Here is a 12,528-nt window from a genome sequence, read left to right on the forward strand (position 1 = left end):
TCAAGTCCCACAAAAAGTACGATAAGGACGATTCGTAGGCGCAGGTGGAACGCAGTATTCTTCTTGCTCTGTAGCATACGCATAAGGATTTGCTAGAGCCTCAAGAAGCTTCTCCATTACGCTATAGTCGCCATTTGTAACAGCTGCTTCTAATGCTTCTTCTACACGGTGGTTTCTTGGAATGATGGATGGGTTATTATTTTTCATCATTTCGTAGGCATTTTCTTGCAATTCTTCTTGTCTTTCTAATCGAGATTGCCACAGTTTGTACCATTCTTTAAATTCAGAACTATCGAATAGAGGGGTATTTTCTAACGTATTAAGAGTTAATGAACGGAATGTATTAGTGTAATCCGCTTTATATTTCTCCATCATTTTTAAAAGTTGCTCAATAAGTGAATGATCTTGTTCTTCGTTGCTAAATAGTCCTAATTTCTTTTTCATTCCAAGGAACCACAGGTTTTCATACTGTACGCTAAATTTTGAAATTTCGTCTTGAGCAATTTTTAATGCTTCTTCTTCATCTTCATGCAGAATTGGTATTAAAGATTCTGCTAATCGCGCGAGGTCCCATGCGGCCATATATGGTTGGTTTCCATATGCGTAGCGGCCTTGTGTATCAATAGAGCTAAATACAGTTCCTTGGTCGTAATGGTCCATAAATGCACAAGGGCCGTAATCAATCGTTTCACCGCTAATCGTTATATTGTCAGTATTCATTACGCCGTGAATAAATCCAACAAGTTGCCATTTAGCGATGAGGCTGGCTTGTTTTTTGATGACTTCTTGTAGCAATGCAGTATATCGGTTTTCATGATCTTCAATTTCTGGGTAATGTCTTTTTATTGTATAGTCAGCTAACGATTGAAGATCCTCGATTGAGCCGCGAGCTGCAGCATATTGAAATGTACCGACGCGTATATGGCTGCTTGCGACTCTAGTTAAAATTGCTCCAGGTAACTTTGTTTCACGATAGGTTGGCTCGCCTGTTGTGACAACTGCTAAACTGCGGGTAGTTGGGATATCAAGTGCATACATTGCTTCGCTAATAATATATTCACGTAGCATCGGACCAAGTGCAGCACGACCATCACCGCGGCGTGAATACGGAGTAGGGCCAGAACCTTTCAGCTGAATGTCAAAACGTTTACCTGAAGGAGTAATTTGTTCACCAATTAAAAGAGCACGACCGTCGCCTAACATATTAAAATGTCCAAATTGATGACCAGCATACGCTTGAGCTAATGGATGAGCTCCTTCTGGTAGTGCATTACCGGCGAAAATCGCAATTTCGGTTTCTTTCTTCAGTTCTTCGGGATTAAAGCCAAGAGATATTGCAAGTGAATGGTTTAGCTTAACTAACTCCGGTGAACTTACGGGAGTAGGGGGGATTTCTGTATAAAATGAATGTGGCAAAGTAGCATAACTATTGTCTAAATTCCAACCTGCTTCATTATTTTTAGTCATTTTATCTCCTCCTTGTTTATTTTTTTATTATGTATTTGTACGTATGTATTCTTTGTAAAATTAGCTAAAAGTATAATATGATATTTCCCCTTGCAATCTATTGTAAGGACTTCAGTACACTATGTCTATTTAACAGCAAATATAAAAACTCCATTTTAAAAAATGAAGTTTTTATTATTACTTAATTTTTACGATTATTTTTCCTTTTGCTCTGCCAGCCTCTGAATATTCCATTGCTTTTTGAGCATCCTCAAAAGGGAAAACGCGATCGATTACAGGTTTGATTTTGCCAGCTTCAATATAGTTTGCAATAGTGCGTAGTTGATCCCCGCTTGGCTTCATAAATAAAAATGAATATTGAGCATTATGCTTCTTTTCAAGTGCAGTAAGTTTTTTGCTTGCTAATGAAAATAAGAAAGTTTTGAAAAATCCTGAACCGAATTCTTTACCGAATCGAGCATTCGGCGTACCTGAAACGGAAACAATGTTGCCACCGCTTTTTATAATGTTGAATGATTTTTCAAGTGTTGTACCGCCAATTGTATCAAATACTGCATCATAATTTGTTAGTATTTCTTCAAATTTTTCTGTTTTGTAATTAATAATTTCATCTGCACCAAGAGACTTGACTAAATTCGCACCAGCTTCACTAGCAGTCGTTGTAACAGTAGCACCCATTATTTTTGCTAACTGAATTGCGAAAGTACCAACACCACCAGATCCAGCGTGAATTAAAATCTTTTGACCTTTTTGTAAGTGCATAATGTCATGTAAAGCTTGATAGGATGTTAAGCCAACGAGTGGAATTGAAGCAGCTTCCTCAAAACTTAAATTTTTCGGTTTTAAGGCTATATCATCTTCATGAATGGCTATATATTCCGCGAAAGTACCAATCTTATTTTTTCTTGGACGAGCATATATTTCATCACCGACTTTAAAACGAGTTACTTTTGATCCAACCTTCGTAATGACACCGGAAAAGTCATTCCCAAGGATTAGAGGCATTTCATATTTCAGTAACATTTTTACCTTTCCATCGCGTATTTTAAAATCAATTGGGTTAATGCTAGCTGCATGAATTTCTGCGAGCACTTCATACTCATTTATTTCAGGAGTAGGTACCTCTGTCATATGCATTGGGACTTTTCCGTATTTATCAATTATCATCGCTTTCATTTCTTATACCTCCAAATTTCAATAAAATGAAACTGTGGGGGGCTTCATCCCCCACTGATTATCAGCCCTCACCTATCGGACTTTTATGGGCAGTTGATCCCCTATCTAAATTATTTGCTTTCGCTGAATTTTGAGGTGGGGTCTTACTGCCCGTTAAAGTGGGATAAAAGTTGTGCAATAGCTTTTCAATATCTAATACAAGATTTTTTAATAAACTTAATTTTGTACGTATATCAATATAATAAAAGTTTTTTGTACCTTCTTTTCGCATTAAAATAATACCGGCTTCTCGTAAAATTCTAAGGTGATGTGATACCGCTGGTCGAGAAAGGTGTGTTTGTTTCGTAATTTCTCCTACACGTAATCCGGTTTGACATTCCGTTTCCATGAGAACTAACAAAATAGCTTGACGTGTTTCATCGCCAATTGCCAATAATACTTTTTGAGAATCAATAAAATCTTTTTTTATAACATTTAATTGTTCTTGTTTATTCATTTCAATCACTTTACCTCCAAAAATTAGTCGAAAGGTTTAAGATGATGGACCATTATTTCGATACCGTAATGCTACATGATTGTTGTATGAACTGCAATATTGGGAAAGAAAATCGAGACGAATGAATTTTTTATGTTGAAAATGATAAAGGGGGTAGAAAAGAATTACATATTGGAATGGATAAAGTTTTAAAATAGAAAATGATTTAATAATACGTTGTTTCTAGATGAGGATAGTTAAGCCATTGAACAAAAAATTAAGCGGTCGTAACCCTGGATAATTTTTAGGGTTACGACCGCTTATCATGTTTTTATTATTTTAAAGTGAGTTGTTTCGTTTTACTCTTTCATACATACATAATACAAGTGGATTATAGATATATGAAAGAGTAAAAGTAATTTGGGGCGTAATCTATCTATATGATACTTTAAAATGAAATATAAGTCTATATTTTTGTTGTTTTTTTGATTATATTTATGTCACTGAGCTCAGAACAATGATGTGGAGGATAAATATATGAAATCGAATGATGTACCAGTTTTAATTGTTGGAGGGGGATTATCAGGATTAGCATCTGCGTTATTCCTTGCAAAACATAACATTAAGTACTTACTTATTGAAAGGCATCCGTCTACTGCAATTCATCCAAAAGCGGGTGGAATTACTTTTCGTACGATGGAGTTATTTCGAGAATTAGGTTTAGAACAAAGAATTAGATCAGCGGGTAAAGCGTTAGAAAATTGCCGAGGAAGAATAGCGGTTCATACAATAGCTGAGGCGAATCAGGAAGAATTGGCACAAATGAGGGCGAATCAGTATGAAAATGATGAAAAGTTACTTCAGAAAATAGAAGAGATTAGTCCATCAAAACAAACTGCTTGTTATCAAATTACTTTAGAAAAGATGATGTTACAAGAAGCGAGAACATTAGGCGGAGAATTATCTTTTTATCATGAATTAGTTTCTTATGAACAAAATGAAAACGGGGTAAAAACAACGATTAGAAATCGTGAAACAGAAAAAGAAAGTGTCATACATTGTGACTATGTAATTGCAGCGGATGGAGCGAAAAGTAAAATACGTGAGCAGCTAGGGATAAGTACGGAGGGACGAGGTACAATCGGTGGCTATTATATGAATATTTATTTTGAAGCTGATTTAAGCGAATTTATACAAGGAGATGCATTTGGTTTTTCTAGGGTACTTCATCCAGAAGTTCTTGGTGCACTCATTCCAGTCGATAACGAAAGAAGATGGATTTACCATGTATCCTATGATCCATTAAAAGGAGAGAGACCAGAGGATTTCACTATAGAACGTTGTAAACAAATTATTCAAACCGCAATTGGAAGTACAAATATTGAGTCAGAAATAGTAAGTGTTTTACCGTGGGAAGCGACTGAAAGTACTGCTACAAAATTTCAAGATAATCGCGTTTTTTTAGTTGGCGATTCTGCACATATTATGCCGCCAACTGGAGGGTTTGGTTCCAATACAGGAATACAAGATGCGCACAATCTAGCTTGGAAATTAGCGGCTGTTATAAAAGGCAAGGCAAAACCAAAATTGTAAGAAACATATCATGAAGAGAGATATCCTGTTGCAAAATTAACGACAGATTATGCGAGTAGTTTACTGTTTCGTGCTGCGAATAGAGAGGAAGGCAGTTTGAATAATATGGACGGTTTAGCTGTTACAGTTGGATATCAGTATTGTTCAGCGGCGATTATAGATGACTCAATCATTCCAAATAGAATGGATAGCGTAGAGTTGAACGGAAGACCTGGAACACGAGCACCGCACTTTTGGGGGATGTATAAAGGGAAAGAAGCTTCTATATTAGACTTATTTGGTAACAATTTTGTATTACTTACTGGAGTAGACAATAGCTCTTGGGCTGAAGCTGTATTTGATGTTTCATCTAAATTAGGAATAAATATTAAACTGTATCGAGTAGGGGGAAGTGGAGACTTTATTGCTCAAGAAAATGTTTTTCGTGAATTATATGGGATAGAGAATGGCGGAGCTGTATTAATTAGACCAGATGGTTTTATAGGATGGCGTTTGGAAAAAGAGGTAGCAAATCCAGATGCAGTACTTAATGAAGTAATGAATCATTTATTATGTAATTTTTAAGTAACGAGGAAGAATTGTCTTATATAAGGCAATTCTTCTATTATGCTTTCAACTTACAAAATAAAAATATTGTAAGTTGAAAGAGGATGTGTTAATCTTATAACCTAATTGAAATAGTATTTTTTTGCACTTAGCTTACAAAAAATAAAAAATGTAAGTTGTTATTGGAATGATATTGTTATGTAAATAAAATGGACGGTGAGAAAAATGACAGATAAGGCGTTAACGAAAAATATTGTTTTAGATGCAGCGGAAAAAGAGTTAATGAAATATGGATGGAGCAGAACGACACTTGTTAGTATTGCGAAGTCACTTGATGTTAGTCATGCAGCTTTATATTCTTATTTTCGGAGTAAGGCAACGCTGCGCGATGCTATTTTAGAAAGGTGGCTGTTCAAATACTCGGATCAGCTTGAGAAAATTGCAGGAAAAGATGGAGAGACGGAAAGCATTTTACAAGAGTGGTTCTTTCGTTTATTTCAGCTTAAAAAGAAAGAGTTGCTGGAAAACGAAGAGTTATTTACATTGAATAGTTCATTAGTGCAGCAAAAGAATAAGGTAATTCAAAAGCATGAAGAAAGATTAGTTGGACAACTGGAGAATGTGATAAATCGCGGAATAGAGCGCAATGAGATTGAAAAACAAGATAGTTTGTTTTTAGCGCATACGCTATTTCGGTTACTTTCAGTGTTTTATCATCCTGCCTTTTCTGAGAGATGGAAAGAAGAGAGGATAAACGAAGAGTTCCAAAAGTCATGGGAAATTGTTGCCTGTGGCATTTTTCGAAAGTAAAAAGTTACGTATCATATAAGGATTTCAAACAGTATGAGAAGGGGAGATTATATGAATCATTATAAAGAAGAGAAAAAACGTGTAAATATAGTCATTGAAAAAGTAGATGAAGAACTGAAAGAGCTTGATGGCCGAGTTGGATCGGTGAAGTCTGAAATTGTTGGTATTAGGAAAAACTTTTGGGAAGATGTAAAAGTAAATATAGATAATATTAAAGAAGCGGTTGAAACGGCGGCGAGTATTAGGCAAGAGGCAGAGCTTCTCGCTGAAAGAGAACATACACATCGTCATATGAAAAATGAATATAACCTTTTAACGAAAATAAAAGAAACGCCGTATTTTGGCCGGATTGATTTTAAAGAAGATGATGAAGCGGATGCCGATGAAATGTATATCGGTATCGGCTCTTTTTATGATAAAGAAAATGATGAGTTTTTAGTATATGATTGGCGAGCACCTATTTCGAGTCTTTATTATGATTACACTTTAGGCAGGGCACAGTATAAAGCGCCAATAGGTACGATTTCAGGTGATTTGCTTTTAAAACGTCAATACATGATTCGAAACGGAACGATTCAAAGTATGTTTGATACAGGTGTGACGATAGGTGATGAATTATTACAAGAAGCACTGGGACGAAATGCAAGTGAACAAATGAAAAGCATTGTAACGACAATACAAAGAGAACAAAATCAAATTATTCGAAACGATAAAAGTGATGTGTTAATTGTGCAAGGAACTGCTGGGAGCGGGAAAACTTCAGCGGCACTGCAGCGCGTTGCTTATTTATTGTATCATTACCGCGGCACGGTTCATGCGGATCAAATGTTACTGTTTTCTCCGAATGAGTTGTTCAATAGTTATATTGCAAACGTTTTGCCAGAGCTTGGGGAAGAGAATATGCAACAAACGACTTTTCAAGCGTATGTGGAACATGTGATTGGAAAAAGCTTTACTGTAGAAAATTCATTTGCGCAGTTAGAATACGTATTAACGAAGAAGCATGAAAGTACGTATGAAACTAGAGTGAAGGGAATTCAATATAAATCCTCGGTTGAATTTATGGGACTACTTGAGAAATACGCGAAAAGTCTAGGGGAAAAAGGTTTACACTTTCATGATGTTACATGTAAAAGTGAAGTACTTATAAAAGCAAAATCCATATGTGATTATTTTTATAGTCTAGACATGTCTATTGCTATACCGAATCGAATGCAACTTACAATGGAATGGGTTCTTCGGAAGTTAAATGATTTTGAAAAGATAGAAGCGAAAAAAGATTGGGTGGAACGAGAAGTTCAGTATTTAAATAAAGAAGATTACAATCGCATATATGAAAAAATAGAGAAAGATAATCAATTTGATTATTATGAGAAAGAACATGAGTTATTAACGAAATATGTAGTGAAGAAACATTTTCGTTCGCTACGTAGAAAGGTGAAAAAATTTGCTTTTGTAAATCATCCTGCAATTTTTGAGCAGTTATTTGAAAGTAAGCAGACAGATATTTTCGTACCAGATTGCTGGGAAGATATATGTAAGCAGACAGTGAAGCGTTTGAAGGATAAACAGCTAGCAAATGAAGATGTTACGCCGTATTTGTTTTTAAAAGAATTACTTGAAGGTTTTAAAACGAATCATCTTGTGAAATTTGTATTTATCGATGAAGTGCAGGATTATACATCCTTTCAATTAGCATTTCTAAAACGACTATTTCCGAAGGCGAAATGGACATTACTTGGTGATCTCAATCAAAATATTTTCTCTCATGATTACAATAGAGAGAACAATTTTATCTCCGCATTATTTGCAAATCGTAAAGTAGAAACAGTCCAGCTTAACCGGAGTTATCGATCGACAAAACCAATCATTGAATTTACAAAGTGTATGATTCCAAATGGAAATGATATTGAAGCTTTTAACAGGGATGGTAAGAAGCCCGTTTATATAAAAGTAAGTGATGAACGAGAGCATGTAAAAAATATGATTTTTAAGGTGAAAGAGTTAGAAGAAAAAGAACATAAAACGATTGCAGTTATTTGTAAAACAAATGAAGAATGTATGAAAGTGATGGAGTTAATAGGGAATACATTACACGTCCATCTTATGAAAAAAGAGAATACAACTTATGAGAAAGGCGTTGTTGTTATTCCTGCTTATTTGGCGAAAGGGATAGAGTTTGACGCTGTTATTATATTTGATGCTTCTCATGAAAGTTATTATAGGGAGTCTGAACGCAATTTATTTTACACAGCATGTACGAGGGCGATGCATGAATTATATGTATATTATGCGGGGGAGCTAACGGAATTTCTTACACATGTTCCAGAAGAATTATATATAAGGGAGAGATGTTAAATGGCGAATCAATATAATACTTTTCAAAATTGTAGTAAAGAAGTGTCAATGTTATTACCACTTCCGAAGTGTGTAAAGTTAGTACGGGAGCATGAAGAATTACGTGACGGTGTACAAGTTTTCATCAAGCGCTATCAGGCGGAAGAGTTGTTACATTATGGCGGTGCTCATATTACAACCATTACTACTCAAAATGATAAGTGTTTATTAAGTTATACGAATATGATGCCGGTATACTCAAATAAACTGCCTCGTAAAGATGATGCTGAACAAATAGCAATGGATGTAATGGAAAAGGTTGATCAACAATATGCAAGTGGTTTAACTTTAATTCGTATAGAAAAACAAACGAGACAGTATAAAGGTGAAGGAGAAATTGTTACTTTTCCTGTTTTATGGGTGAAAATGATGCATGATAATGGGAGTTTTAACTGGGTGACAATTGGAGGCGACGGACAAATCATCGAATTTGAGCGTGAAATACGCTGGGATTATATGATGAGTCGTCGTCAAACGGAAATGTGGTATTACAATGATTGGGTGTTGGCACGTATGGGAAAGGGTCCGCAGTTAATGCCGCCGTTTGCTTTAGTATAGAAAATATCTATTTAAATAATATTCACAAATATTAATAGGTTTGGTATGATTAATTTCGACAAGTTAATCGAGGCCGGAGATATGTGAGATAAGCCATAAATTTATTTAGGGATACAGAAGTGTCCTTTAAATAATTTATGGCTTTTTTTATTGATGAACTGTAATCAATAGGAGGTTACATGTGAATAGGGGGGATATGGAAAATAAATAGTATAGTAATAACATAGGGGAATTATATTTGTAAGATTGGAATTTTAATATAAACTTATAAAAATGATGAAAGTATATCTTCTATTTCGTGTAAATCTCATTAACTTGTTGAAATTTGCAGCGTAGGAAGGATTAGAAGGATGAGAAAAATTATTAGCGTGTTAGTTATCTTCTTTATGACGGGAAGTATCTTTGCTGGGGGAGCTGTTCATGCGAAAGCAGAAGGGAAGCATGAATGGAATACGAATAAGTTTTTAAATATTGCACATCGCGGAGCAAGTGGACATGCACCTGAGCATACTTTTGCTTCTTATGATCTTGTGAAAAAAATGAAAGCGGATTATTTGGAATTAGATATTCAGTTAACTAAGGACGGCCAGTTGATTGCAATGCATGATACAGCAGTTGACCGCACGACAAATGGAACAGGTGAAGTACGAGATAAAACATTAAGTGAAATAAAAAGCTTAGATGCAGGATCTTGGTTCAATAAAGCTTATCCAGAAAAGGCTAAGCAAGAGTACGTTGGTCAAAAGGTTCCGACTCTTGAAGAAATTTTCCAAAAGTACGGAAGAAGCATGAAGTATTACATTGAAACAAAATCACCAGATGTGTATCCAGGAATGGAAGAGAAATTGTTAGCGTTGTTACATAAATATAATTTAGTAGGTCAAAACATGTCTTCTAGTCGTGTTATGATTCAATCATTTAGTAAAGACAGTTTAACAAAGATTCATAGTATGAATAAAAACATTCCGTTAGTTCAACTACTTTGGTATTATCCAAATGAAAACAATGAAATTGTTGAATGGTCTGGCATTACACATGAACCGAAACGTGTAACAAATGAAGATTTTCAAGAAATTAAAAAGTATGCAGTTGGTATTGGACCAAACTTACGTAATGATAACGGAGAACTAATTATTGATGAGTCATATATGAAAATGGCTAGAAATAATGGACTGCTAATTCATCCTTATACAATTAATGAGAAACCAGATATGAGATTGTTAATGAAATGGGGTGCTACAGGAATGTTTACAAATTATCCTGATCGATTACATAGTGTGTTAAAAGAAAAATAAATAGGAGAAAAGGTATACCGAGGTTTTGGTATACCTTTTTCTATTATGCTAGATTATAGTAGTAGGATACATATTCTTCTAAACCTTCAACCTCATTTTCAGGTGGCTCAATGCCGCCTTTTCTACCGTAGCAAATATTTCTCAAGTATTCTCCAAAAATCATAGAGCGGCTTTTCTCATTTTCCATCCAATTATATCTATTAATTATAAACTCACCATCGAAACTTGTATCAAATGTATATGGGATACAAGTAATAGTTTTAGGTAAATGTTTTTTTAATACTCTGTATTGCCGACCAGCGCCTAAGCTTTTGCAAACAAATAGTAGGCGATTAATCTTTGTAAAATCAAAAATCTTTTTCGCTTCTATTACATTAGCGATAGAATGGAGGGAGTTTTTCTCGAATATGATAGCATCTTTTGGTACGCCATGTTCAATTAATTTAGTTACAATTACTTCTGCATCTGACAAATCCCCGTAATTCCAGCTCGGATGTTTCATACCATGCAAACTAGTACCACCTGTAACGATAATTTGATTTCCTAAACCTTGTCGGTAAGCTTCTAGAGGAGCTTGCCAATTGCCGGGATGAGAACCGCCGAAAACGAAAATAGCATCACATTTTTGTGTTGTTATTTCTTTTAGAAAAACGATTTCTGTAATTTGATCGATTTGTTTTTTCGTAAGAGTAGGGACATCAGGATATTTAGGTATTACCATTTGAAAACCTCCGATATAGTAAATAATAAATTCATTATATAGCGATTTCATTAAGTGAAAAAAGGGAAGCTTTTCATTTGAAAGTACCCCTTTTAAGATAACTCTCCAATAAACCAAATCTCTTTTTTATCGATTGCATCTTCATCATAAATGACTTCTTGAAAGTGTAAAATTTGGGCAGTAGGACAAATTGAAATTCCCCATGTTTTCCAAAAATCAATTTCATTTGAAAGAGAAATCCATTTTTGAAATTCATTATTTCTATTGAAAAAGTTATGAAAATAGTCATCGTTTTTGAATACGATAATTTGCGATTCCCATAAATTCTCTATAGAAATTAAAGTAACAACTCGATATGTATGTGTATCACTCGGTTTTATTTTTATTAAATGATTCACTCGATCTATTAAGGTTTGGATACATAATCGTTTTACTTTTCTAGGTATTTTATGAGACTCGATAAAAGCTTGAGGAACTGGTAAAGGCATATACCAATATTCATCGTTATAGAAAGTAGAAGGGAACGTTTTTGTATGTTCCTCAATGCGCTTAATCATAGTGTTTGTTTTTCGTTTCATACCACGTATTTTCTTTTCATGCATTGTGAGTCATCTCCATAAATTTTTGTAATGCAGCTGAGCGAAATATATCGTTTCTAGTAATGAAAGTAGTAGGAACTTTTTTGAAGCTATTGGGTAAAGGATTGAATGATACGTCATGTTCATGCCCCTTTAAAATTGATTTCATCATAATCGCTACGCCCATACTTGATTTTACACATGCAAGTATAGCTTCGATTGTCCCGAATTCTAAAACTCGTTTAGGCGAGATGTCTTCTTCTTGAAGCCAGTCTTCTAATAAACTTCTATAATAGCACCCGTGACTAAAAGCAAGTAAATTCATATCTTCTATGTCTGTAAGAGAGGACAAAGGTTTTTTACTAATAAGAACCAATTCTTCTTCATGAAATACAGTTGTATGGAGTTCAGCATGCTGAGTAGAGCCAGCTATAAACGCTCCGTCTAGTTTTCGCTCGAATACAAGCTTAATTAGTTGTTCAGTCGTATTTGTTTCTAAAATTAAATCGACTTTTGGGTATTTCTCATAGTAGGCCGTTAATATAGAGGGGAGCCTTACCGCAGTTGTAGATTCTGTACATCCGATTGTCAAAGTGCCTTTAGGATCAGTTCCATTACTTTGAACCGCTTTTATAGATTGATCCATTAAGTGGATAATTTGTTTGGCGTACGTTAATAAAATCTCACCGTTAGAAGTTAAAGTTACACCTTTTCCATTACGGTAAAATAAAGGCACGCCTAATTCATTTTCTAGTTGTTTCATACGCATTGTTACGCCTGATTGTACGTAGTTCAAATTTTTCGCTGCGTGAGAAATATTATTTTCCTTCGCGACTTCGTAAAAAACAGTTAAATCTTTTATGTCCACGTATCATCCCTCCGAAAAGGTATCAATTTTTTTGATGGATTATA

The 12,528-nt window shown here is 34.8% G+C and carries 9 protein-coding genes and 2 pseudogenes; 5 read left to right on the top strand and 6 right to left on the bottom strand.

The features are described 5' to 3' along the window. The 3 genes and pseudogenes from ACTFRS_RS01020 to ACTFRS_RS01030 form a co-directional block, all read right to left on the bottom strand. Positions 1–1,467: a protein adenylyltransferase SelO gene (locus ACTFRS_RS01020; RefSeq protein WP_440024482.1), complete on the bottom strand. Its 1,467-nt coding sequence runs from the start codon at positions 1,465–1,467 to the stop codon at positions 1–3. 177 nt (positions 1,468–1,644) lie between these two features. Continuing rightward, positions 1,645–2,643: an NADP-dependent oxidoreductase gene (locus ACTFRS_RS01025; protein ID WP_139866262.1), complete on the bottom strand. Its 999-nt coding sequence runs from the start codon at positions 2,641–2,643 to the stop codon at positions 1,645–1,647. Positions 2,644–2,806: 163 nt separating this feature from the next. Then, positions 2,807–3,148: pseudogene (locus ACTFRS_RS01030) on the bottom strand (ArsR/SmtB family transcription factor); the annotation flags it as partial. Between the two features lie 507 nt (positions 3,149–3,655). On the opposite strand from ACTFRS_RS01030, the pseudogene ACTFRS_RS01035 reads away from it, so the two are divergent. The 5 genes and pseudogenes from ACTFRS_RS01035 (at position 3,656) to ACTFRS_RS01055 (ending at position 10,317) form a co-directional block, all read left to right on the top strand. Next, a pseudogene (locus tag ACTFRS_RS01035) lies at positions 3,656–5,275 on the top strand (FAD-dependent oxidoreductase). Positions 5,276–5,482: 207 nt separating this feature from the next. Continuing rightward, positions 5,483–6,067, top strand: a complete 585-nt coding sequence (locus tag ACTFRS_RS01040) for a TetR family transcriptional regulator (RefSeq protein WP_440024480.1) — start codon at positions 5,483–5,485, stop codon at positions 6,065–6,067. A 51-nt stretch (positions 6,068–6,118) separates the two neighbouring features. Beyond that, on the top strand, positions 6,119–8,425 hold the full coding sequence (gene helD, locus ACTFRS_RS01045) for an RNA polymerase recycling motor HelD (RefSeq protein ID WP_440024478.1): 2,307 nt from the start codon (positions 6,119–6,121) through the stop codon (positions 8,423–8,425). Further along, positions 8,426–9,022: a hypothetical protein gene (locus tag ACTFRS_RS01050; RefSeq protein ID WP_440024477.1), complete on the top strand. Its 597-nt coding sequence runs from the start codon at positions 8,426–8,428 to the stop codon at positions 9,020–9,022. It begins immediately after the preceding gene. A 350-nt stretch (positions 9,023–9,372) separates the two neighbouring features. Beyond that, positions 9,373–10,317 (top strand): glycerophosphodiester phosphodiesterase, encoded by a 945-nt coding sequence (locus ACTFRS_RS01055; protein WP_016718163.1) that lies wholly within the window; start codon positions 9,373–9,375, stop codon positions 10,315–10,317. 43 nt (positions 10,318–10,360) lie between these two features. Here ACTFRS_RS01055 and ACTFRS_RS01060 read toward each other — a convergent pair whose 3' ends face one another. From ACTFRS_RS01060 to ACTFRS_RS01070, 3 genes are all read right to left on the bottom strand, one after another. Continuing rightward, positions 10,361–11,038, bottom strand: coding sequence for a YdcF family protein (locus ACTFRS_RS01060; protein ID WP_440024475.1), 678 nt, complete (start codon positions 11,036–11,038; stop codon positions 10,361–10,363). 92 nt (positions 11,039–11,130) lie between these two features. Then, positions 11,131–11,640, bottom strand: coding sequence for a DUF3916 domain-containing protein (locus ACTFRS_RS01065; RefSeq protein ID WP_440024473.1), 510 nt, complete (start codon positions 11,638–11,640; stop codon positions 11,131–11,133). Continuing rightward, complete coding sequence (locus ACTFRS_RS01070; RefSeq protein ID WP_000351705.1) at positions 11,633–12,484, bottom strand: LysR family transcriptional regulator; 852 nt, start codon at positions 12,482–12,484, stop codon at positions 11,633–11,635. The genes ACTFRS_RS01065 and ACTFRS_RS01070 overlap by 8 nt, the downstream gene beginning before the upstream one ends. Positions 12,485–12,528: the final 44 nt, after the last annotated feature.

It is taken from the genome of Bacillus cereus group sp. MYBK139-1, assembly GCF_051916915.1.
Taxonomy (GTDB): domain Bacteria; phylum Bacillota; class Bacilli; order Bacillales; family Bacillaceae_G; genus Bacillus_A; species Bacillus_A pacificus.

What these genes read in the sequence shown, in the direction of transcription:
- ACTFRS_RS01040 (WP_440024480.1), top strand. Translation starts at nt 5,483, where the DNA reads ATGACAGATAAGGCGTTAACGAAAAATATTGTTTTAGATGCAGCGGAA.
- ACTFRS_RS01055 (WP_016718163.1), top strand. Translation starts at nt 9,373, where the DNA reads ATGAGAAAAATTATTAGCGTGTTAGTTATCTTCTTTATGACGGGAAGT.
- helD (WP_440024478.1), top strand. Translation starts at nt 6,119, where the DNA reads ATGAATCATTATAAAGAAGAGAAAAAACGTGTAAATATAGTCATTGAA.
- ACTFRS_RS01060 (WP_440024475.1), bottom strand. Translation starts at nt 11,038, where the DNA reads ATGGTAATACCTAAATATCCTGATGTCCCTACTCTTACGAAAAAACAA.
- ACTFRS_RS01065 (WP_440024473.1), bottom strand. Translation starts at nt 11,640, where the DNA reads ATGCATGAAAAGAAAATACGTGGTATGAAACGAAAAACAAACACTATG.
- ACTFRS_RS01025 (WP_139866262.1), bottom strand. Translation starts at nt 2,643, where the DNA reads ATGAAAGCGATGATAATTGATAAATACGGAAAAGTCCCAATGCATATG.
- ACTFRS_RS01050 (WP_440024477.1), top strand. Translation starts at nt 8,426, where the DNA reads ATGGCGAATCAATATAATACTTTTCAAAATTGTAGTAAAGAAGTGTCA.
- ACTFRS_RS01020 (WP_440024482.1), bottom strand. Translation starts at nt 1,467, where the DNA reads ATGACTAAAAATAATGAAGCAGGTTGGAATTTAGACAATAGTTATGCT.